General features: G+C 45.4%; 20 protein-coding genes. 6 read left to right on the top strand and 14 right to left on the bottom strand.

What is annotated here, in order from left to right:
• Genes ACMX2I_RS06410 through rmgP form a run of 3 tightly spaced genes read right to left on the bottom strand, consistent with a single transcriptional unit; the run spans window position 1 to window position 2,595 of the window.
• The gene (locus tag ACMX2I_RS06410) at window positions 1-504 is read right to left on the bottom strand and encodes a lipoprotein YteS (protein WP_414956492.1); all 504 of its coding nucleotides are present in this window, start codon (window positions 502-504) and stop codon (window positions 1-3) included.
• Window positions 501-1,622 carry an unsaturated rhamnogalacturonyl hydrolase gene (rmgQ, locus tag ACMX2I_RS06405; RefSeq protein WP_414958304.1) on the bottom strand — a complete coding sequence of 374 codons (1,122 nt, stop codon included), beginning with the start codon at window positions 1,620-1,622 and terminating at the stop codon, window positions 501-503. The genes ACMX2I_RS06410 and rmgQ overlap by 4 nt, the downstream gene beginning before the upstream one ends.
• Before the next feature lie 7 nt (window positions 1,623-1,629).
• A complete protein-coding gene (gene rmgP, locus ACMX2I_RS06400) occupies window positions 1,630-2,595 on the bottom strand; it encodes a polygalacturonan/rhamnogalacturonan ABC transporter permease (RefSeq protein ID WP_414956491.1) in 966 nt (321 codons plus the stop codon).
• 216 nt (window positions 2,596-2,811) lie between these two features.
• On the opposite strand from rmgP, the gene ACMX2I_RS06395 reads away from it, so the two are divergent.
• On the top strand, window positions 2,812-5,127 hold the full coding sequence (locus ACMX2I_RS06395) for a helix-turn-helix domain-containing protein (RefSeq protein WP_414956490.1): 2,316 nt from the start codon (window positions 2,812-2,814) through the stop codon (window positions 5,125-5,127).
• A gap of 33 nt (window positions 5,128-5,160) precedes the next feature.
• On the opposite strand, the gene ACMX2I_RS06390 is transcribed toward ACMX2I_RS06395, so the two are convergent.
• The 11 genes from ACMX2I_RS06390 to ACMX2I_RS06340 all read right to left on the bottom strand — a co-directional run bounded on the left by ACMX2I_RS06390 (window position 5,161) and on the right by ACMX2I_RS06340 (window position 16,454).
• On the bottom strand, window positions 5,161-6,657 hold the full coding sequence (locus ACMX2I_RS06390; RefSeq protein WP_414956489.1) for an extracellular solute-binding protein: 1,497 nt from the start codon (window positions 6,655-6,657) through the stop codon (window positions 5,161-5,163).
• Window positions 6,658-6,680: 23 nt separating this feature from the next.
• The gene (locus ACMX2I_RS06385) at window positions 6,681-7,541 is read right to left on the bottom strand and encodes a carbohydrate ABC transporter permease (RefSeq protein WP_414958303.1); all 861 of its coding nucleotides are present in this window, start codon (window positions 7,539-7,541) and stop codon (window positions 6,681-6,683) included.
• Window positions 7,542-7,749: 208 nt separating this feature from the next.
• Entirely contained in the window at window positions 7,750-8,511 is a 762-nt protein-coding gene (locus tag ACMX2I_RS06380; protein ID WP_414956488.1) for an NAD-dependent epimerase/dehydratase family protein, read from the bottom strand.
• A 72-nt stretch (window positions 8,512-8,583) separates the two neighbouring features.
• Window positions 8,584-9,771: a cytochrome P450 gene (locus ACMX2I_RS06375; protein ID WP_414956487.1), complete on the bottom strand. Its 1,188-nt coding sequence runs from the start codon at window positions 9,769-9,771 to the stop codon at window positions 8,584-8,586.
• Window positions 9,772-9,841: 70 nt separating this feature from the next.
• Window positions 9,842-10,849: a biotin synthase BioB gene (gene bioB / locus ACMX2I_RS06370; RefSeq protein WP_414956486.1), complete on the bottom strand. Its 1,008-nt coding sequence runs from the start codon at window positions 10,847-10,849 to the stop codon at window positions 9,842-9,844.
• 2 nt (window positions 10,850-10,851) lie between these two features.
• Window positions 10,852-11,547, bottom strand: coding sequence for a dethiobiotin synthase (bioD, locus tag ACMX2I_RS06365; RefSeq protein ID WP_333562032.1), 696 nt, complete (start codon window positions 11,545-11,547; stop codon window positions 10,852-10,854).
• On the bottom strand, window positions 11,544-12,713 hold the full coding sequence (gene bioF, locus ACMX2I_RS06360; RefSeq protein WP_414956485.1) for an 8-amino-7-oxononanoate synthase: 1,170 nt from the start codon (window positions 12,711-12,713) through the stop codon (window positions 11,544-11,546). The genes bioD and bioF overlap by 4 nt, the downstream gene beginning before the upstream one ends.
• Window positions 12,703-14,049 carry an adenosylmethionine--8-amino-7-oxononanoate transaminase gene (bioA, locus tag ACMX2I_RS06355; protein WP_414956484.1) on the bottom strand — a complete coding sequence of 449 codons (1,347 nt, stop codon included), beginning with the start codon at window positions 14,047-14,049 and terminating at the stop codon, window positions 12,703-12,705. The genes bioF and bioA overlap by 11 nt, the downstream gene beginning before the upstream one ends.
• Entirely contained in the window at window positions 14,039-14,800 is a 762-nt protein-coding gene (gene bioW / locus ACMX2I_RS06350; protein ID WP_289347903.1) for a 6-carboxyhexanoate--CoA ligase, read from the bottom strand. The genes bioA and bioW overlap by 11 nt, the downstream gene beginning before the upstream one ends.
• 199 nt (window positions 14,801-14,999) lie before the next feature.
• Window positions 15,000-15,500 carry a hypothetical protein gene (locus ACMX2I_RS06345; protein WP_414956483.1) on the bottom strand — a complete coding sequence of 167 codons (501 nt, stop codon included), beginning with the start codon at window positions 15,498-15,500 and terminating at the stop codon, window positions 15,000-15,002.
• 54 nt (window positions 15,501-15,554) lie between these two features.
• A complete protein-coding gene (locus tag ACMX2I_RS06340) occupies window positions 15,555-16,454 on the bottom strand; it encodes a dienelactone hydrolase family protein (protein ID WP_414956482.1) in 900 nt (299 codons plus the stop codon).
• Between the two features lie 217 nt (window positions 16,455-16,671).
• Between ACMX2I_RS06340 and ACMX2I_RS06335 the strand changes: the two genes are divergently transcribed.
• From ACMX2I_RS06335 to melA, 5 genes are read left to right on the top strand one after another with little or no spacing between them, the layout of a single operon-like run.
• Window positions 16,672-17,706, top strand: a complete 1,035-nt coding sequence (locus ACMX2I_RS06335) for a LacI family DNA-binding transcriptional regulator (protein ID WP_414956481.1) — start codon at window positions 16,672-16,674, stop codon at window positions 17,704-17,706.
• Window positions 17,707-17,739: 33 nt separating this feature from the next.
• Window positions 17,740-19,020 (top strand): ABC transporter substrate-binding protein, encoded by a 1,281-nt coding sequence (locus tag ACMX2I_RS06330; protein WP_414956480.1) that lies wholly within the window; start codon window positions 17,740-17,742, stop codon window positions 19,018-19,020.
• Complete coding sequence (locus tag ACMX2I_RS06325) at window positions 19,013-19,924, top strand: carbohydrate ABC transporter permease (RefSeq protein ID WP_414956479.1); 912 nt, start codon at window positions 19,013-19,015, stop codon at window positions 19,922-19,924. The genes ACMX2I_RS06330 and ACMX2I_RS06325 overlap by 8 nt, the downstream gene beginning before the upstream one ends.
• Complete coding sequence (locus tag ACMX2I_RS06320) at window positions 19,921-20,751, top strand: carbohydrate ABC transporter permease (RefSeq protein WP_414956478.1); 831 nt, start codon at window positions 19,921-19,923, stop codon at window positions 20,749-20,751. Before ACMX2I_RS06325 ends, ACMX2I_RS06320 begins: the two co-directional genes overlap by 4 nt.
• 19 nt (window positions 20,752-20,770) lie before the next feature.
• Complete coding sequence (melA, locus tag ACMX2I_RS06315) at window positions 20,771-22,069, top strand: alpha-galactosidase MelA (protein ID WP_414956477.1); 1,299 nt, start codon at window positions 20,771-20,773, stop codon at window positions 22,067-22,069.
• Window positions 22,070-22,085: the final 16 nt, after the last annotated feature.

Raw genomic sequence — 22,085 nt, 5'->3', positions numbered from 1 at the left:
CTATCGGGCTTCAGTTAGTTGGGAAATCAGCTGCAGCGCTTCCTCTGTTTTTTTAGCGTACACAGGGATAAACGCCGCCATATTGCGATTCAATCGAAAAGAATAGCCGTTCAGCTGTTTTTTCCCTTTTTTGATCTGAACGGCATAGACCGTTTTTTCTCCTGTTTTTTGATCAACAGTTGTATAGGGAGATGTTTTTTCAGGCGGCAATCCATCTAACGGCTGAAAATTTTCCGGATCATCATACGCTTGAAACATGTCTTCAGGCACGATGAAAACATCTCCCTCACGAGCGGTGATTTCAGTCAGCAGTTTTTCCGGAAAGGCTGGAAAGATATCCACCTTCCCGGCCTTCTGCCCAGCGGCCTCTTTTATGTTTTCCTGTACGCCAGCCTGCATATCAGAAAAGAGGATGACATGCAATCCGTCCTTCCTGCTTGAGCATGATGCCAAAAAGAGCACTGAGACGATCACACACAAAGCCGTACGTATAGATGTTGTCATTTCCCCGCCGACCTAAAAAGAGGCTCCAGCTCTGTCATGGCCAAAATAAACGCGCCGGCCCCATGCAGGTCGTTTATGCTTCTCTCGCGGCTGACATAATAGTCATAGAAACCGGCCGACGTGCCGACACATATATCTTTGACGAGAAACGCACCATCTTCTGTTGTTTCAGTTTTCTGCTGAATCAAACCTTGATACGCTTTTAACAGTGTTGTTTCGTAAGCTCTGTCAAGATATCCTTTTTTGATTCCTTTCGCGATTGCGTACATGTACAGACAGGAACCTGAGCTTTCCAGCCAGTTATCGGCTCTGTCGCCTTTGTCAACGATCTGGTACCATAATCCTGACTCCTTGTCTTGATAGCGGCAGATGCTTTCGATCATGTCCTGCAGCGTTTTTTTCCACACGTGACGGTTTGGATGCTTCTTCGGCAGCTCTTCAATCATGTCAGCAAGAGACATCACGTACCAGCCGATAGAACGCGCCCAGAATTCCGGAGAACAGCCTGTCTCTTCATTGGCCCAAGGCATTTTTTTCGCCTCATCCCAGGCGTGATAAAAGAGCCCGGTTTTTGGATCCTTTGTATGCTTTCTCATCAGCGACTCCTGGAGCACGACCTGATCAAACAGCTCCGGCTCCTGCTTCAGATTGGCATATTTCAGCGCGAACGGCCCGCCCATGTATAAGCCGTCAAGCCACATTTGATAAGGATAGCCGTCCTTGTGCCAAAAACCATCCTCAGACGTCCGGTTCAGTGTCCCGTACAAGCCGCGCAGTCTTTTTGCCGCGTTTACATACCGCTCATCCTTCGTCGTTTCGTATAATGGAAAAAGAAGAAGACCCGCTTGAATGGCGTCAAGCTCATCTCTTCTAAATAATAGATTGCCATAATCATCAATTAAGAGATCTGCGTAGGCCTTTACATACTCAAAATACCGCTTTTCCCCGGTTGCTTCCCACAGCCGCAATACCCCGCATAAGAAAACACCCTGATGGTAGTGCCAGCGGTTTGCAGGCGGCAGCTCCTCCACTGTGTACGTGTCCATAATGGTGTTTGCCAATGCCTCCGCGTACGTAAGAGGCGATTTTACAGCGATTGATTGATCCATTGATCCCATCCCTTTCTTAATAGATTCCTTCCTCGCCAAATTTCTTCGCCAAACGATTCGCAAGCATAACCAAAATCAGCCCGACCGCCGCTTTAAATACGCCGACTGCTGTACTGTAGCTGAATTGGCCCTGTTTCAGCCCCGCAGTATAAACGTACGTATCAAAAATTTCGGCCACTTCCCTGTTTGTCGCATTTAACAGTAAATACACATGCTCGAAGCCAAGCTCCAGCGTGTCCCCGATTTTTAAAATCAGCAAAACGACGATGACACTTTTGATGGCGGGCAGCGTAATATGCCACATTTGCCGCAGCCGTCCCGCTCCGTCCATTTTCGCCGCTTCATACAGCTGAGGGTCAACCGCTGTAATGGCCGCAAGATAAATGATCGTCGACCAGCCCGCTTCCCTCCAGATGACCTGCAGAATATACAAGGGCCGGAACCATTCTTCATTCAGCAGAAAATTGATTTTTTCACCGCCAAAAAACACAATCAGCTCATTAATCATGCCTCCGTCTACTGTTAAAAGCACAAACGAAAGCGATACAACGATGACCCAAGACATAAAATGCGGAATATAAATCAGCGTTTGAACAAATTTTTTAAAGAGAGCCAGCCGCACTTCGTTTAATAGAAGCGCCAGCAGAATCGGCACCGGGAAAAATATAACCAGGTTTAAAGCAAATAACACGAGCGTGTTTTTTAACAGGAGAAAAAAGGTAGGCTCTGTAAACAGCCTGATAAAATGCTTCAGCCCGACCCATTCGCTGCCCAAAATGCCGAGAAACGGCTGATAATCCTGAAACGCAATCACAATTCCCCACATCGGGACATACTTGAATAGAAAAAAATAAATACAACCCGGCAAAATCATCAAATACAAATATTTCTGCTGGACCAGCTTATTTAGTAAGCGCTTTCTTTTTTCTTTTTTTAAAATGACTGCATCAACAGCCGGCACTTGCGCTTCTGCTGTTTTCATCTTTTCCAAGCCTCCTTTCACGGGTTCTTGCATTCACTGTAGCGCAGCAGGCAAAAGTCCGTCTACAATCATATGATCACATCCTGTCTTAGCCCTTTATGATCAAGGATTCAGCCGTTCCATCTGAAAAAAAGACACCAATATTAGAAAATGATTATTGACAATATCTATCAATCTTTGGATTAATTGTATTAAGATGAAAGCCGATGTTATGAAATGGGGGGTTTTATGAAAAGAAGCCAATACAAGTTTTATGACAAACTGATCACGTTTTTCTGTCTGCTCAGCACCATTCCGGTCATTCTGGTCGGATTGTTTTCGTACGAGCACTCGCAGAAAACGGCTATCTCCAACGTTTCGGAGGAAAAACTCGACACACTCCAGCAGACCCAGCAAAGCATCGAGCATATATTAAAAACCGTTGATCACTCTTTAACCCACTATGTGAGTTCGCCGCCTCTCCTTCGCACACTGTCCGAGCCTATGCACTCTGATCAATTTCAAATCTATAACCAAGTGAACCAAGAGCTCAACTACCTGCAAAGCTTCGATACCGACCTGTCGAACATGACGCTAGTCAGCTATATGAAACAATGGTACATGAACAATTCCGGCTTGTACCGTTTGAATACAGACTCTCTTCATGAAGCAGCCGCAGCATACACAACACACAAAGCGAGCCGCTCGTATTGGACGCTTGACGAAAACAATCATTTAATTTCGACAAAGGAAGGGACCTCAGAAAACTGCCGCTACAATATCAATTTAATTAAACAGCTTCCTCTGAACAGCACAAATACAAAGGGATTGGCCGCCGCAAGCATCCCGAGCTGTTCGCTTGTCAAAAACATGCCCGACTATTCAAATGCCAATAACCTGTTTATCATTAATGAAAAAGGCCGCATCATCCTGCATAACAACATGTCTGACATCGGTGAATCTCTTCAGAACGACGACTTTGTCCAAAAAATGCTGGCGCAGACCGCCAAAAGCGGGCAGTTTGAAACCGTTATTGACCGGATTCATTATAAAGTCACCTATCAAAGATCCGACTATAACACATGGACTTATTTCTCTCTCGTTTCCTTGCCTGAACTAAAAAAAGAAGCCAAGTCAATCGGCTGGATCACTTTTACGGTATGCTTTATTTTGTTAGCGCTTTCATTATTATTCTCTTGGCTTGGCTCCCGCCATTTTTACAAACCGATCCGTCTGCTTTACGAATCATTCGCAAGGCATGGTGCCATACCAGAAAAACAGCCGCCTCAAAATGAATTTGAGTTAATTGAACAGAGCTTTATGCAGCTGAAGGACAGAAATGACGACCTTGAAGAAACGATGAAACAGCAGGCGACTCATCTGCAGCAATATTTTATGGTCAGGCTCATGCTTGGAAAACTGACGGATGAGGAGGTCAATAACCGTTTTGAAAGCCTTGGTTTAGAGCAAAATTGGCGGAATCTTGCCCTGCTCGTGCTTCAAATTGATTCGCTGAATCATACGCCTTATGAGAAAAAAGATATGGATCTGCTTTTGTTTGCCGTCAACAGCATGATTGAGCGAAACATCCCGTCGGACAAACATCTCGCACCCGCTGTCGTTGACAAACAGCAGGCAACGATTTTGATCAATCAGAACGGGACAAAGGAAGCATTCATGGCTGAGCTGAATGAGACTGCAAGGATGGTACAGGATAAGGCGGAAGCGGAGCTGCAACTGTCTGTCAGCATCGGCATCAGCCAGCCGTTTGATGCGCTGATAAACGCGAAAACAGCCTATACAGAAGGATCAGAAGCGTTGAAATACCGGCTCAAAGCGGAAAACAAATCGATTATCTTTTACGAAGACCTTGACCAGAAAAAAACCTTCAACACCCATTTTCCAAAACAGCTTCAGCATGAGCTGTTTGATGCCATAAAAGAGGGGGACAAGGAGAAAGCGGACATATGCCTGCACGCAATTTTGCAATCGATCTTCACCCAAAACACCAATCCGTACCAATTCCAAATCGCAATCGCCCGCTTTTTGAACCATGTGATTGAACTAATGCATGTACTCGGGATCGAATTGTTTGAGTTTGAAGAAAATAAAATGCTGTACGATCAAATTTTCGAGCTGAAAACGTTCGAGGATACCGAAAACTGGCTCAAGAATGAGTTCATTGATCCGATGACAGACAAAGTGAACGCCCGCGCGGATGCCCAGTACAAAAACATTTCCGACAATATCATTCATATCATCCACCATGAGTTTGAATCCGATTTGACATTGGATGAAATCGCCCGCAGGCTGCATTACAACCCAAACTATTTAAGCAGCATATTCAAAAAAGAAATGGGCATTTCATTCAGCGATTATGTCTCCGGCTACCGCCACCATATGGCGAAAAGCTGGCTTGCCGAAACCGACATGGCGGTAAAAGACATTGCCGAAAAACTAAAATACAAAAACTCGCAAAATTTTATCAGGTCATTTAAAAAGCTGGAGGGGATTACACCGGGAAACTACCGCCAGCAAAAAAGAAGCATGTAAAAAACCCAAAACCGTGTTTTGGGTTTTCACATGTTATTTTGCCTGTTTAAACGCTTCTTCGTATTCCTGAATAATCTGCTTCCCGCCGCTTGATTCCCATTTTTCCACTTCTTTATCAAACTGGCTTTCTGTGATATCTCCTATTATATATTTATAGGTCGCGTCATCAATAATTTTCTTCAGTTCATCTCCCCGTTCCGACTCCGCGGCGGAATACAAGCTTTCAGCAGGGTTTGAGACGATGATCTTTTCATTATCTTTTGTCAGCTCCTCGTACGCCGTCCGAAGCGGATCCCCAGTGTTTTTTAAGTAGGCTTTATCAATAGCGATTAAGGCGGACAGTGGCTGAATATCAGTCTGCCAGTCTTTCACTTGGCTTTCCTTGCGTGTGAACGTTTTGCCTTCTCCTTTGTTGTAATGAACGCCGTCAATACCGTAAGTCATCAGGCTATAGACGTCTTCTTCAGCGGCTCGGTCGAAAAACGCCAAAATCCTTTTAAGCTCCGCTTCTGTTTTCACACTCGTTTTCGGGAAAGCAAACACGCCGTTATGGCCCCCTGATGCCCACACCCGCTCTTTCCCATCCGGGCCTTTTATGCGGTTGATGATCTCAAGGTCCATAGACTTATCAGAGGCATGGTCGCGAAGATTGACCGCATCTACCATATTGCCAATGTAGATGCCGGCTTTTCCTTGAGAAAACAGCTCCTGCTGCTGGGTTTTGCTTGTGACGGGAAAATCCTTATTCATATAGCCGTTATCACGCAGTTTTTTCATGTAGTTCATTGTGTCTTTGTATTCCTGCGTCATGAAATCAGGCGTGAACTTGCCTCCTGATTCCTTCCAGTCTGTCGGCATGCCTTCATACGAGCCAAGTGTTTTAAACGCGCCGTAAATGAAGTCATTGCGGTCTGTCAGTCCGAATGTATCGTCTTTCCCATCCTTATCCGGATCATCCTCCGTAAACGCTTTGGCCACTTCATAAAGCTCATCAAGCGTTTCCGGCGTTTTCAAATTCAAATTGTCCAGCCAGTCCTTCCGAATGACGATCCCTTGTCTGGAGAGCGGACGTTCTCTGTATACCCCGTAGAGCTTGCCGTCGATCGTCACGTTTTTATTAATAAGTTTGTTCATTTTGCTTAAGTTGGGGTAATCTTTGATATAATCGCTAATTTCCCAAAACATTCCTGATCTGAAGGCATTCATGACTGACGAATTTTTAATATCCTGGATGGTCACGATTTGCGGAAGATTGCCGGCTGCAAGCGCCGCATTCAGCCTGTCTTCTTTCACCGCGTCAGGAACCCAGGTGATGTCCAGTTCTGTATTTGTCAGCTTTTCAATTTCTTTAATCGCCCTGTCTTTCGGCGGCTGCTGGTGATACAAAATCGCCATCCAAGACAGCTTTACCTTTGAATCCGAGTCAGCTTTACCCTCAGCCGAAGACTGATCAGCCCCTTTACAGCCCGCCATCACTCCGCCGAGTGCAAATACAAGCACAATCAAAAGCACCCTCCATTTGTTTCCCATCGTACCCCTCCGTTTCATATTCTTTATCCTTTGACAGATCCCAGCAAAGCTCCTTTTGCAAAATGCTTTTGTATAAAAGGATAGACAAGCAAAACCGGGATGGTCGCCACCACTATGACCGCCATTTTGATAGTTTGCTCGGGCGGCGGGCTGCCCGACCCCATTTCTGACATATCCCCCTGCATCCCGCTTGATACAATTACGATTTGGCGCAGAAGCACCTGAATCGGCCATTTTGCTGAATCATTTAAGTACAAGATCGCTGTCATATACGTGTTCCAATACGTGACCGCATAAAATAGTGATATCGTTGCGATCGCAGGAAGAGACAGCGGCAGCACAATTTTAAAGAAAATGCCCAGGTCATTGCACCCGTCAATTTTCGCGGACTCTTCCAGACTTGACGGGATATTTTGAAAGAAGTTTTTCAGAATGATCAGGTTAAAGGCATTAATGGCTGTCGGCAAAATGAGCGCCCAGTAAGAATCGAGCAATCCTAGCGATTTGACCACAAGGAAAGTCGGAATCATGCCGCCGCTGAAGAGCATCGTAAATACGACGAGAAACATGAGCGGCTGCCGGCCGATTAACTCGCGGCGGGATAACCCGTAAGCCATCAGGGAAGAAAGAAACATGCTGGCCGCAGTGCCTATCACTGTCACAAACACAGAAACAAGCAAACTCTTATAAATAATATCTGTTGAAAAAATGTAACGATAAGCATCTAGCGAAAAAGTAGACGGTATTAAAATGAATTTTTTCGACACAACTTCTTCTACTGTGGCGAAGGATGCCGCGATGACATGAATAAACGGAAGTACGCATATTAAAGCGAACATCAGCAAAAACCCGCAAATCAAAATATCAAACAGGCGACTTTTCAGTGAATGTGCGATAGCTCCCACCTCTTTTTTGTAAGCGTTGCCATTGTTTTTTAAACGAGCTGCAGCACGTGACGATATCGTGTCTAAAATGTAGCAAATCTGTCATTATCATGTCTATAATCATTTGAACAGAGTCCCCGGTCTGGCGGGGAATCTCGTGAAGAAAAAGCCGATGATAAAAGAAAAAGAGCATCATCTTAGAAAATGATTATGCTCCGTTCTCTTCCTCTTCCAGAAGTTCGGATGTATTGATTTGGGGCGAAAAACCGAGTTCGTTAACAGCGGATGCAATAGACCACGGCCGGCCCTGGTTGTCAGAGACGGCGTAATACGTGCCGTACCGGATATTGGTTTCAATGGCGGCTTTGAAAATCGACAGCAGATCAAGATGAGAAAGCAGTGTCTTTTTCGTCCGTTCTTTTTCATGCAGCGTATCCACTTCATCTGTGACGACTGTTCCTATTCGAAGGTTGATTACTGAAAGCTTATTTTCCAAATAAAATAAATGGCCGATCTGTTCAGAGGTCAGCTTTAATACACCGTACAAGTTTTTTGACAGCGGATAATCGCTTGTTGTGATCTCACGTCCTAAGAGCGAACGCCCGTCTTTTTCATACACATCTGTCACATGATTGCTGCTGGCGAACACGAGCTTTTGAATGCCGAGCTCCGCTGCGGCGCGGCACAAGTAATAGCTTGCCCTATAGAAAACATCCGTCATTTTCTCAAATTCATTGATGTCCATGACATCGTATTTGATTTTAACAGCCAATAAATTCAAGATCACATCTGTATCTTTCGGAATCTTCTTCAACAGCTCCCCATAATTTGCCGCGTCAGCCTGAATGGAAGAAGCTTTGCCATCGAAATGATCTTTATCAAGCACTGTCACTTCATAATCTGCTGTAAGCCCTTCAGCCAGCAGTCTCCCAATCACACCATTTCCGCCGGCGATCAGCACTTTTTTCACTGTGTTCACTCCCCTTTTTTATAGATTGCCCATTTTCGGCGGGGCTGACACTTTTTTCACTCACAGGCTGGTTTAGTCAAAAGTCACCGGCAGCTCTTCAAGCGCCCGAAAGCCAAAAAGCGGCCGGTATCGGCATTCAGAAACAGCGAGCTTAAGACCGGTCATTCGCTGCAGCAGGGTATGAATCGCAATTTGTGCTTCTAATCGTGCCAGCGAGGATCCTAGGCAAACATGATGGCCATGTCCGAATGAGAGGTGCGGATTAGGGCTTCTGGTTATATCGAAGACATCTGCCTGCGTGAATATGTTTGGATCTCGATTGGCAGCCCCTAATAAAAGATAGATTTGTTCCCCTTGACGGATCGTCACCCCGCTGATGTCAATATCTTCTGAGGCAACTCTGGCTGTCATTTGCGTGGGGCTCTCATAGCGTAAACATTCCTCAATTGCGGTACCGATCAGATCAGGGTTTTCTTTTAGCTTCAAAAGCTGTTCTGGATGCCGCAGCAGACAAAGGATTGAATTGCTGATAAGATTGACCGTTGTCTCATGTCCGGCAATCGCCAGGAGTATGCACGTAGATGCCGCTTCCTCTTCCGTCAGCTTATTCTTTTCTGTCCCATTCAAAAGCATGCTGATCATATCCTGTTTAGGATGGCGTTTCCGCTTTTGAATCAGCTCTCTAAAATATGCCATAGCCTGTACAGCGATATGATTGCCCTCTGTTAAAGCCTTTCTTGACCGGGTAAAATCAATCGTTTGAACGAGACTTAAAGCCCATTCTTTTAATTGCTCCCTATCTTCGGCCGGCACACCTATCATGTTAGCAATGACGTAGCTTGCCAAAGGAAAAGCAAAGTCCGAAATGACCTCCATCTTTTTTTCACCTTGCACTTGATCAAGCAAGTAGTGGACAGTTTCATCGATATACGGGCGATAGCACGCTGACATTCTCGGGGTAAACGCTCCGCTGGCCATCGTCCGCAATCGCCTATGATCAGGCTGATTCTGAAACAGCATCATTTGATTTTGTACATGTTTAAGATCTTGATATTTGATTGACGTTTCCGGCAGCGGAGCACGAACTTTGAATCTCGCATCTTTTAAAATAGCTGCCGTTTCTTCATATCCTGTGACATACCAGCCCGGATATTTCAAGAAACTCCCTTTATATATAGGATGGACAGCGCGCATTGTTTCGTAAAAAGGATATGGATTTTTCAAAAACTCAGATGGTGCAGCTGTAAATGCAATTGTCATATGATCTTTTCTCCTTTCTGTCTAAAAATAAAAGCAATCGACATTACACCGACTGCTTTTATTGATTCTTTTAGCTTTTCACGCTTAAACTAGCCTTCATTTCTTCGACTGATTCGACTTCAAAGCCTACATCACTCAGCATTTTATGGTCCTCCGTCTCCTCCTGTCCGGCAGTTGTTAAGTAATCTCCGACAAAAATGGAGTTAGCGGCGTAAAGACCCAATGGCTGCAATGAGCGTAGATTGACCTCTCTTCCTCCGGAAATGCGGATTTCTTTTGACGGGTTGATAAAACGGAACAGCGCCAGCACTTTTAAACAATACAGCGGATTTAATTCGTTAACGCCTTCTAATGGCGTGCCGTCAATCGCATGTAAAAAATTCACCGGAATGGAATCCGCATCAAGGACCTTCAAGCTTTTGGCGATGTCGATGACGTCCTGTTTCGTCTCCTTCATTCCGATAATGGCGCCTGAACACGGAGACAGCCCTGATTCTTTTGCCACTTCAACCGTATTGACCCTGTCATCGTATGTATGTGAAGTCGTGATGTTGGAATGGTTTCTCTGTGACGTATTCAAATTATGGTTATAGCGGTCTACTCCGGCTTCTTTCAGCCGCTTCGCCTGCTCCGGCTTTAACAGCCCGAGGCACGCACAAACCTTCAGTCCATACGTCTCTTTAATTTCCTGCACCGCGTCTACGACCTGATCCACTTCTCTGTTGGACGGCCCCCTGCCGCTTGCCACGATACAATATGTGCCAATATTCAGATCGTGCGCCCGCTTTGCGCCTTCGAGAAGCGTATCCTTATTCACCATCCGGTAAGCCTGAATCGGCGCTTTCGAAATCGAAGACTGTGAACAATAGCCGCAGTTCTCCGGACAGAGTCCCGATTTCGCATTCATAATCATATTGAGCTTTACTTTTTTGCCGTAAAAGTGTTTTCTGATTTGAAAAGCTCCATGCATCAAAAGCAAGATGTCTTCATCTGGACAGTTTAATATCGAAAGCGCTTCTTCGTTGGTCACTTCTGTTCCAGCCAGCACCCGGTCTGCGAGTTCCATCCATTGATTCATTCTCATACCCCCACTTGATTCATCAGTAATGATAGATTGATATGGTCTTTTACCATATGTAGAACGGTTTCTTTCGTCACATTGGCAAGCTGTGGCGTAACCCCTAAAATCGGCACACCGCATAAGCGCTCAATCATTTCAGGATTGGTTTTTTCATCATCAGCAGGAGAAGCACTGATTCCATTGATGACAATTCCGGCGATTGGCAGACCCATGCTTTTTGCATATTGGACAGTTAAAAATGTATGATTAACCGTCCCAAGATGAGGACGTGCCACAATGATCATGGGAAGCTGCAGCGCTTTTATGACATGGCTGACTAAAAAATCCTCTCCCAACGGCACAGAAATACCACCCGCACCTTCTACGATGAAGCATTCATGTTTTTCTCTTATCCGCTCCCAATGGCTTAAGACCTCTTCCATGGTGACAGCCTTTCCCTCCAGCTTCCCTGCAACGTATGGTGCAAGCGGCGCTTTGAAGGCAAAAGGTGTAATGTCTTCCTGAGAAAGACTCGTCTGCGACATGGACTTCAGCAGACTTGTATCGCTATCCGGATGATGGCGAGATATGCCGCTTAAAAATGGTTTAAACACCCCGACATCTCTGTTATGTTCTCGTAATAAAGCGGCAAGACCGCTAGATATAACCGTTTTCCCCACTTCTGTATCTGTTCCTGTCACAAAAAAACCCCTCAAATGATGTGCATCTCCTTTCCAATTGAATGAAATGATGTCAGCAAATGATCAATATCACTCATTCTGTGGTCAGCGGTGATTGTTAATCTGATCCGGCTTTCACCTGGCGCAACGGTCGGCGGCCGAATGGCCGGGGCATAAATTCCCTTGTCCTGCAGCTTTTCAGCAAATGTGACCGTTTTTCGGGCATCGCCGATGACCACAGGAATAATCGGCGTGTGATCCCCTTTTACCAAATACCCCATGTCCTTCAGACTAGTTCTGATCATGTTGATATCAGAAAATAAAAGCTGCCGTTTTTCCCTGCTGGCTTCAATGATGTTGAAAGCTTCATAAGCAGCCGCACAGCTGGCTGGCGGAATGGCGGTTTGAAAGATAAATGTTCTGGCATGGTTGAGCAAGAAGTCGATGGCGACCGCTGAACCTGCGGCGAAACCTCCCTCTGCGCCAACCGCTTTGCTTAAGGTGCCGATCACAATATCAGGACAAACGCCAAAGTATTCACTCGTTCCCCCTCCCGAATCACCCAAAACACCTGTGGCGTGGGCATCATCAACGATCACGAAGGCATGATAGCGTTTCGCAAGCGAGATGATCTGATCAAGAGGGGCAATCGTGCCATCCATGCTGAAGACCCCGTCTGTTACGATAAAACGGTGCTGATAACGCTGTGTTTCGTTCAGCTTGTTTTCAAGATCATCCATATCAATATGCCGATAAACAACTGTATCAGCCTTAGACAGCCGGCAGCCATCAATAATACTCGCATGATTTAATTGATCACTTAAAATGACATCTTCCTTTTCCGGCAATGATGAAAGGACACCGGCATTGGCCAAATAACCGCTCGAAAACAGCAAAGCCGCTTCCGTCCGTTTAAAGCCGGCAATCTTTTTTTCAAGCTTTTCATGCCAAACCGAATTGCCTGTCGTTAAACGTGATCCGCTGCTTCCCGCCCCATATTGCTGCAGTGCTTCTTGGGCCGCAGAGATCAAGCGGCTATGGCTTGCGAGTCCTAAATAATTGTTTGAGGACCAGACCGTTTGATTCTTGCCGTTCATTTTCCTCTCTGGAAACGGAGCCCCATTCATTGCCCGCAAATTACGGTATACGCCGGCTGCCTTCACTCTGTCTAACCGCTCGTTTAACCAGGCGTCAAGCTTCAAGGCTTGTAACCTCTTCGATTGCTTGTTTCATAATGTCAATCATTTCAGCGAGCTCTTCAGTTGTGCTGGCGAGAGGAGGCAGAAATGCAATCACGTCCCCAAGCGGCCTTGTCAGCATGCCAAGCTCTCGCATTTTTAAGGAAACTTTGTATCCGACCCGCCGATCAGCAGGATAAGGCTTTTTGCTTTCCTTTGATTGAACAAGCTCGGCGCCGCACATAAAGCCCAGCTGCCGAATATCCCCCACATGAGGAATAGCGTACAGATCTTGAAGAAGGAAATGGAGTTTTTCACTTTTTTGCGCTACTTGTTCAACAATGTTTTCAGATTCAAATAATGCCAGATTTTCAAGCGCTACCGCACAGCCAAGCTGATTTCCCGTATAGGAATGGCCATGGAAAAAAGTTTTTTGGTTTTTATAATCATCATAGAATGCCTTATAGATGTCTTCAGTGGCAAACGTAACGGCGATTGGCAAATAGCCTCCCGTAATGCCTTTGCCGGCAGCCATCAGATCAGGCTGGACATGCTCGTGCTCACACGCAAACATTTTTCCGGTACGGCCAAAACCTGTAGCGACTTCATCAACGATCATTAACACATCGTGTGTTGTACATAGCTCGCGCACACCCGCCAAATATCCTTCCGGCATCACAATCATACCGGACGCTCCTTGAACCATTGATTCAATGGAAAGCGCGGCAATTTCCCCGTGATGTTCCTCGAGCAGCTGTTCAAGCTCTCGCAGGCATTCATCACGGCACTCGTCAGGATCGCCGCTTTCAGAACGGTACACATAAGGAATCGGAGCTTTGTAGCTATCAAACATTAACGGGCCGTATACGTGGTGGAACAGCTCAATTGAACCGACACTGACGGCGCCAATCGTATCACCGTGATAGCCATTTTTCATTGCAATAAATGTTTGTTTCTCAGGCCTTCCGATGTTTTTCCAATATTGAAACGCCATTTTCAAGGCGATTTCCATCGCTTCTGCACCGCTGTCCGAATAAAAGACCCGCGTAAGGTTTTTCGGGCTGATGTTGATTAATGTTTCGGCAAGCTGGGTTGCAGGAACATTGGTCATGCCCAATAACGTGGAGTGCGCGATTTTTTCGAGCTGTTTTTTTATGGCGTCATCTAATTCCTTTTTGCGGTGCCCATGGACATTAAGCCAAACAGAAGAAAAACCGTCATAGTATTCCTTGCCGTTTATGTCTTTGACTTTGATTCCATTGCCGCTTTCGATGATTAATGGGTTTTCATCATAATCTTTCATTTGGGTAAATGGCAGCCAAAGGTGCTTTTTACTGTTTTCTATCAAATCATGAGTCATGGTCTTCCTCCCACTCTATCAAAATAGGCTGTTTCTCCAGTTCATGTATGTACGTGTTGACATCTTCAGAGCCATCAATAAAAAAGATGCGGCAGCCCTCTTCAATCCCGTATTCTTTCATTGCTGTAATACGCTGATAGCCCATTTTTTTACCCGCAACGTAGCCTGTTATGTAATCAGGGTCATCTGACCAGCATAATTCCGCAATGGTTATCGGGTGCCGGCTAACCTTTGAAGCAAGTGCAAGAGCTTCTTTTATTCTTGGATGTGCCGGCACGTGAAAGCGAATCGCCCATTTTTCAAAATTGGCGTCCGTCCAATCTATTCTGGACACCCGCGTTTGATCAACCCGCTTCCCTGAGTGAATATCAAACACAACTGCTCCTCTGACACCCGACCATTCAGGGATTTGTTCATATGCTTTTTCAATCATTTCCCGTGAAACGCCTTCTCTTTCCAGTAACAATCGGGCAAGCACTTGTCCCTCTTCCGGGGAGCTCACTTCGTGTGTATGAACTGGCAATGGCTGAATAGCTTTAATCGGTTCATGAACCTCTTCGAATTGTATTTGCATAAAATCCGGTTTTCCTCTTGAATGGGATAATCCTTTTTCTAATAAGGCATTGACTGTGCGCTTCATCTCATGAAATGGAATAAGCCGTTCTCCGCCGGATATATGCTTTCCGCCATCCTCATGAGATCCATTCATAGAAGCCCTCATTCTGACACTATAAAATGTTTCTTCTTGCATCCCATCTCGCCCTTTCACTGATAACTGAAGAACGTATATCCTATCCTATTCTAATTGTTAACCTATTATAAATAAAAGTTAACAATTAGAATATTATTATTCACATATGATTCTGTCAATATAAGAAATCTTCATTTTGTTTTGAGACTGATTGTTGAAACGAGCAAAAAGACCGTTTTACAGTAAAACGGTCCTAGCCTTAAATGTCTATTCCTCTTCGTTTTTTACGATTTTTATACTTAATGAACAAGCCGATCCCATTTACCATCACCAGCCCAAAAATCGTATTGCCTAACGGCGCCCAGCCATTCTCGCCTGTGAAAAATAAGGAGAGGGCCACCTTCCCAGCGAGTGTCACATTCAATAGGATTAAACCAAATACAAGCGACCGCTTCCAGAAAGCAGCCAAAATAAAACCGAGAAAAACCATCATGAAAGAAATTGTTAAAACAGCCGAGACCGGACTGCTTAAAAGTATTTGCTCGAATTCGAGCACTTTTTGCATTTGCAAGTGAATCTTCTTAGGTTCTGGAAACCAGACCATACTGCTCATCATCAATACAAAAGTGATGATGATGCCTTTCCAGCTGCGCTTATACGCAGCATAAACCAGTACTAGTAAAAAGAGGGGACGAATATACCAGCTTAATGGATTAAGATGCCGCCGGAAAGCCCAATCCAAAATATCTTGTACTTCCATTGGTTCCACATCCCTCGCTCAAGTCTGCGTCTTTCTGCCAGTTTCCCGTAACCGTCACAGCCGCTTTTGCAAAAACCGGACAGCTTCATGCCTCATGACGGCCGTTTCGAAATGCCCTGAAGCGGAACGGGCCACCCGATAACAATCAGTAGCTCCCTGTTCAGCATATACAGCTGACAATTCTTTTTCGATTTTGTTCACACCCTCAGCCGGCGTTAACAGGTCGTGTGCACCCACAAGGCTAAGGTGCGGGCGCGGCGCGATCAGGCTTTGGATTTCAGATGCGGAAAAATATTTTGCAAGCGACGGGACATAATAATAAAAGCCGTGCCGGTCAAGATTTTGTGTTTTCATCAGCACATGATGATCTACCTGGCTGCACAAATCCACACACACCTTGATCCGGTCATCAAGCGCCGCTGTCCACCACGCCATCAATCCTCCCATAGACATGCCGATGGTTCCGATTCTGTCAGGCTGAACATCAGGGCGAGACTGCATATAATCTAGCGCTCTTAAACTGTCATAAATCATCATGCCCCACATCACTCTTCCGGTAAGAAGCATTTCTTTAAAAATCTCGCTTTCCGCTTTTCCCCGCCGATCCCCAAACCCCCAATGATCAATCGCAAGCACGCTATACCCGAGAGAAGTCAGCTCACTGGCAAAAGAAGGTGCTTTCAAGTAGTCTGCTCCTTCAATCAGTTCACTTTTTCCCTTGTCATACCGCCCCCCATGCGAATGCTGAAACAATACGGACGGACACGGTCCATCTGCGGACTCCGGCTTCACAAAATAAGCAGGCACCTTTTCATGTCCGTTTAAGTCGAGCAGGAGCGTTTCAATGATATTTCCTTCTCTTTCTTCAATACGCAAGGTCTCCGCCCTCATTTGCCTCCGATCAGGCAAATCTCCAAGCAATCGAAACAGCTGCTTTCTTCTTTCCTCTCTCATTCCATCATCCTTCCTTATTCGCTTACTTCACATTTACGAGACAGAACTGGTTTCCCCTTTATTTTTTCAAACTAAATCGCATTATTTACTAAATGTTTAGTAAATATAACGAAATATTCCGAAGATAATTATTGTAACCGCTTACTTTCACATGATAATATCAATTTATCAAAAACAGACGAGTTCATATTTTACTAAATAGATGAGAGGGATTACCATGGTTCGGATTAAAGATATCGCCTTAAAAGCTAATGTTTCCAGTGGGACTGTTTCCAGGATTTTAAATGAAGATGAGTCGCTTTCTGTTGCGGGCGAAACGAGACAAAGAGTCATCAATATCGCTGAAGAGCTCGGCTATCAAACGGTTGCTAAACGCCGGAAAGCCCGCGGGCAAAAACAGCGGACCCAACCACTGATCGGCGTACTGAGCTGTCTGTCCCCTGATCAGGAACGGCAGGACCCTTATTTTTCTTCGATTCGCAAAGGCATTGAAAAAGAATGCTTTGAACAGGAAATATTCATTACAAATTCGATTCATCTCGGTTCCTTTCAGGAGCATATCTTTCGGGAACTGGATGGTGTCATTGTCATCGGCCGTGTTCATGATGAAGCAGTTAAGCATATCAGCGGAAGGCTGGAGCATGCCGTATTTATCAATCATTCTCCTGATCCGCAAACATACGATTCGATTGGCATTGATTTTGAATCCGCTTCACGCCAAGCGATTGATCACCTTTTCGGCCTTGGTTACAAACGGCTAGGTTACATTGGCGGACAGGAAAAAGAGCATACGCTGAAGGACGGCCAAAGCATCCGCAGAACGATTGAAGACAAACGGCTGACCGCCTTTTTGGAGTCCGCCGTCCCCCAGCCTGAGCATGTGCTGGTCGGAGAATACAGTATGCGTGAGGGTTATCGCCTGATGAAGAAAGCAATCGCTCAAGGCAATCTGCCGGAAGCATTCTTTATCGCCAGCGATTCCATGGCGATCGGCGCATTAAAAGCGCTCCAGGTAGCCGGACTGCAAGTGCCGCGGGATACAGCGATCGTCAGCTTTAACGGCATTGAAGAAGCTGAATTTGCCAGCACGCCATTAACAACGGTGAAGGTGTACACAGAGGAAATGGGCCGTACAGGCGTAAAACTGCTGCTTGACCGCCTCAATGGCCGAACGCTTCCTCACCATGTCACCATGCCCACAACATTAATCGTGAGACAAAGCTGCGGCTGTACAACTAAGGAGGTGACATAAGAAAACAATCATCACGATGATAAGGAGGAAAAGATGAAACACACTTTTGTTTTATTTCTCTCTCTTATTCTAGTTATTCTGCCCGGCTGCTCAGCAGAGAAAAGCTCAGCAGATACCGAAAAAAAGACGTTAACCATTTATTCTACAATGTCAACGGACAGTGAAAGAGCTACGTTCAGAAAACTGGCGGCAGCGTTTGAAAAGGAACACAGTGACATTCGTGTCAGCCTTCATTTCCCAGGCAATGACTATGAAAATATGATGCGTGTCAGAATGGCAGCCAATGACTTGCCTGATCTTTTCGATACACATGGCTGGGGGAAAATCAGGTACGGAGAATATACAGCGGATCTCCGGGATATGGAATGGACTCAAGGTCTCGATCCCAATTTAAACAGTATCCTAAAAAATAAAAGCGGAAAGGTGTATGCCTATCCGATCAATCAGGCAAAAGACGGTCTGGCATATAACCGCAATATGTTAGACCGTTACGGCATTGCCCCGCCGGAAACGATGGATGACTTTTTGAAAGCACTGAGAACGATTAAAGAAAAGAGCAAAGGAAGCATCGTTCCCTTCTGGTTTGCCGGATATGACAAAAGCTCATTTGCCCAATATTACGACCAATTCGCTACGCCTCTTCTCATCACAGATCCTGCCCATAATGAAAAAAAACAGCTCATCAACGGCACCTTTAATTGGAGCAAATTCACTTATTTATCAGACATCCTTAAACAAATGCAGAAAGAAAAACTGATTAATATTGACGCTGTAACCGCAAAAAAATCACAACTCATTGAATTAATGGCTCAAAACAAAATCGCCTTTACAATGCAAGGCGGCACACTCGGCCAAGACGTTGCCCAGATCAATCCGAACGTCAAGGTTGGCATGATCCCGACACCTGCCATACATGCCGGAGATGATCCGATATGGATCGGCGGTGAACGCTATACGCTTGCAACCTGGAAAGACTCGCCTCATGTAAAAGAAGCGAAAGAGTTCATCGCATTTATGGCCCGTCCGGCCAATGCCAAACAAATGGCTGAAGCCACATCGCTTCCATCAGGGCTGACCAATGTAAAAGCTGATATTTTCTACGCAAATGACTATGAGCATTATCAAGATGTCAAAGTCGAGCCTTACTTCGACCGTTTATACCTGCCAAACGGAATGTGGGACGTTCTGGGCACGGCCGGGCAGGAACTTGCTGCTGACATTTTGACGCCTCAAGAGATTTCAAAGAAGCTGGGAAGAGAATACAAACGACTACGGGAGCAATCGGAAACACAGGGAGCTGAAAACAATGAGTGATATCGCAAGAGACGTTCATGTGAAACAGGTTAAGCCGAAAAAGCAGTCCTCACTTTGGTGGATGTACATTCCTGCTTTGCTCTCCGTTCTGGTCTTTATGATTTATCCGTTTGTGAAAGGCGCATTGATCACCTTTACAAACTGGAACGGCTTTTCACAAATCTACCAATGGGTGGGATTCGCGCAATATGAAAGGCTGTTTTCTGATCCCGATACTTGGCACATCTTAAAAAACACGCTGCTTTACGGGCTCGGCAGCACCTTTTTTCAAAATGTGGTCGGACTCCTGTACGCCCTGCTCTTGAATCAAAGCATTAAAATGAAAGCGATAACAAGAACAATTGTCTATTTACCGGTCATGATCAGCCCGCTCATCATGGGCTATATTTGGTACTTTTTCTTCTCCTACGACGGAGGCGCGCTCAACGATTTGCTCGGTGTATTTGGCATCGGCCCGATCAATGCGCTCGCCAGTCCGTCGCTCAATCCGTGGCTCATTGTCATGATAAACACGTATCAATATGTCGGGATTGCTATGGTTGTCTACTTAGCCGGCCTGCAAAGCATTCCGAAAGACTACTATGAAGCTGCGCAAATGGATGGCGCGAAACAAGGCCAGCAGTTTTTCAGCATTACACTGCCGCTATTAATGCCCTCGATCACAATTAATATGGTCATCAACATTATCGGAGGCTTAAAGCTGTTTGATGTTATTATCGCGCTCACCGCGGGCGGCCCCGGAAATGCGTCACAATCCATGTCCACGTTTATGTATGATTTGTATTTCAAACGGCAGGATGCCGGTTATGCCGCAACGCAAGGCATATTTATGGCATTTGTCATTTTGATCATCAGCTTTTGCGCGCTTGCGTACTTTAAAAGAAAGGAGACGGAAATGTCATGAAAGCCGCCCGTTCAAAAAAACTGCGGATCGTTACGCTTTTTGCCGCCATTGTAGCCTGTGCGCATTTTATTCCTTTTTACATCCTGCTGACCACTTCATTGAAAGCAAAAGGAGACTACAGTTCAAAATGGCTGTTTCCAGCCGACATCTCCTTTCACAATTTTTCAGAAGCATGGGAACGCGCTTCATTAGGAAACTCTTTTATAAACACCATCATCATCACAAGTTTTTCTGCCTTGTTATTGATCATATTCGGCTCTCTTGCCGCCTACCCGCTTGCCCGGCGGGAAACGAAGCTGAATAAAGCCGTTTTTACCTTGCTGATTTCCATTATGATCATTCCTCCGTTAACATCCATGGTCCCCTTGTACAGAATGGTTGTGGACGCCGGCATGGTTAATACACACGCAATCGCCATTTTGATCAATACAGCGGCTTATATGCCGTTAACCGTATTCTTGTATTCAGGCTTTATCCGTTCGACCATTCCAAAAGAGCTGGAAGAAGCCGCACGAATAGACGGCGCAGGCATGCTGAACATCTTTTTTACGATCGTGTTTCCTCTGCTGAAACCGATCACTGCGACCATCTGTATTATTTCTTGTGTCTTCATATGGAACGACTATCAATTTGCGATTTTCTTTTTACAAGATCAAAAGGTTCAGACATTAACAGTGGCCATGGCAGGGTTTTTCGGAGAAAACGCCAACAATCTGCATTTAGTTGCCGCAGCTGCGCTTATGGCAATGCTGCCGATGGTTATTCTGTTTTTGGCGCTGCAAAAATACTTTATTGCCGGCCTGTCATCCGGAGCGGTAAAGGGATAACATTAAAGGGGGAAGCCATATGAAAAAGATTACATTTATCGGTGCAGGGAGCACCATTTTCGCCAAAAATGTTTTGGGAGACTGCTTGTTAACAGAAGCGCTGAATGGATTTGAATTCGCCCTTTACGACATTGATCCGAAACGCCTGAAGGAATCCCAGCTGATGCTTGAAAATCTGAGAGACCGTTATAACCCGAGTGTGGCCATCAATAGCTATGATGATAGAAAACTCGCCTTACAGAACGCAAGCTATGTCATCAATGCCATTCAGGTTGGAGGATATAAACCGAGCACAGTCATAGATTTCGAGATTCCTAAACGGTACGGGCTGCGCCAGACGATTGCCGACACAGTCGGCATCGGCGGGATCTTCAGATCACTCAGAACCATCCCAGTCTTATTTGATATCGCAAAAGATATGGAGGACATGTGCCCGGATGCGTGGTTTTTAAATTATACAAATCCGATGGCCTCTCTTACAGGCGCCATGCTTCGCTATACTAGTATCAAAACAATCGGGCTCTGCCACAGTGTCCAAGTGTGCACGAAGGATTTATTCAAATCTCTTGGAATGGAGCATGGCGGAATCGAGGAGCGCATCGCGGGCATCAACCATATGGCTTGGCTTTTGGAAGTCAAAAAAGACGGCGTAGATCTATATCCAGAAATCAAAAGGAGAGCAAAAGAAAAACAAAAAACAAAACATCATGATATGGTGCGGTTTGAATTGATGGATAAGTTCGGCTATTATGTCACGGAATCGTCCGAACACAACGCAGAATACCATCCATACTTTATTAAACGGAACTATCCCGAGCTGATCAGCGAGCTGCAAATCCCACTCGATGAATATCCAAGAAGATGCGTCAAACAGATTCAAAATTGGGAGAAAATGCGGGATGAAATCGTCAATAATAAAAACCTTACGCACGAACGCTCAAAGGAATATGGTTCAAGAATTATAGAAGCAATGGAAACGAACGAGCCGTTCACCTTCGGGGGAAACGTCTTGAATACAGGGCTGATCACCAATCTTCCTTCAAAAGCGGTTGTGGAAGTGACATGCGTCGCCGACAGAAAAAAAATTACCCCGTGCTTCGCCGGAGAACTGCCTGAGCAGCTTGCGGCCTTAAACCGGACGAATATTAATACACAGCTGATGACAATTGAAGCCGCTGTCACACTGAAAAAAGAAGCGGTTTACCAAGCCGCAATGCTTGATCCGCATACAAGCGCGGAACTTTCCATGACTGACATCATCTCCATGTGTGACGATTTATTCACAGCACACGGCGATTGGCTGCCGGAATACAAATAAAAAACTAGGGGACCGC

Source organism: Bacillus sp. SW14, from assembly GCF_047608225.1.
In the GTDB taxonomy this organism is placed as follows: Bacteria; Bacillota; Bacilli; order Bacillales; family Bacillaceae; genus Bacillus; species Bacillus subtilis_G.
The sequence above is the reverse complement of the archived record's forward strand: the minus strand, read 5'-3'. Positions and strand labels throughout refer to the sequence as shown.

Bases quoted from the DNA above. Each gene is read 5' to 3' on its own strand.
- ACMX2I_RS06390 (WP_414956489.1), bottom strand. From the start codon at position 6,657: ATGGGAAACAAATGGAGGGTGCTTTTGATTGTGCTTGTATTTGCACTC.
- rmgP (WP_414956491.1), bottom strand. From the start codon at position 2,595: ATGAAAACAGCAGAAGCGCAAGTGCCGGCTGTTGATGCAGTCATTTTA.
- bioA (WP_414956484.1), bottom strand. From the start codon at position 14,049: ATGACTCATGATTTGATAGAAAACAGTAAAAAGCACCTTTGGCTGCCA.
- rmgQ (WP_414958304.1), bottom strand. From the start codon at position 1,622: ATGGGATCAATGGATCAATCAATCGCTGTAAAATCGCCTCTTACGTAC.
- ACMX2I_RS06395 (WP_414956490.1), top strand. From the start codon at position 2,812: ATGGGGGGTTTTATGAAAAGAAGCCAATACAAGTTTTATGACAAACTG.
- ACMX2I_RS06320 (WP_414956478.1), top strand. From the start codon at position 19,921: ATGAAAGCCGCCCGTTCAAAAAAACTGCGGATCGTTACGCTTTTTGCC.
- ACMX2I_RS06375 (WP_414956487.1), bottom strand. From the start codon at position 9,771: ATGACAATTGCATTTACAGCTGCACCATCTGAGTTTTTGAAAAATCCA.
- ACMX2I_RS06345 (WP_414956483.1), bottom strand. From the start codon at position 15,500: ATGGAAGTACAAGATATTTTGGATTGGGCTTTCCGGCGGCATCTTAAT.
- ACMX2I_RS06410 (WP_414956492.1), bottom strand. From the start codon at position 504: ATGACAACATCTATACGTACGGCTTTGTGTGTGATCGTCTCAGTGCTC.
- ACMX2I_RS06335 (WP_414956481.1), top strand. From the start codon at position 16,672: ATGGTTCGGATTAAAGATATCGCCTTAAAAGCTAATGTTTCCAGTGGG.
- ACMX2I_RS06340 (WP_414956482.1), bottom strand. From the start codon at position 16,454: ATGAGAGAGGAAAGAAGAAAGCAGCTGTTTCGATTGCTTGGAGATTTG.
- bioW (WP_289347903.1), bottom strand. From the start codon at position 14,800: ATGCAAGAAGAAACATTTTATAGTGTCAGAATGAGGGCTTCTATGAAT.
- ACMX2I_RS06330 (WP_414956480.1), top strand. From the start codon at position 17,740: ATGAAACACACTTTTGTTTTATTTCTCTCTCTTATTCTAGTTATTCTG.
- melA (WP_414956477.1), top strand. From the start codon at position 20,771: ATGAAAAAGATTACATTTATCGGTGCAGGGAGCACCATTTTCGCCAAA.
- ACMX2I_RS06325 (WP_414956479.1), top strand. From the start codon at position 19,013: ATGAGTGATATCGCAAGAGACGTTCATGTGAAACAGGTTAAGCCGAAA.
- bioB (WP_414956486.1), bottom strand. From the start codon at position 10,849: ATGAATCAATGGATGGAACTCGCAGACCGGGTGCTGGCTGGAACAGAA.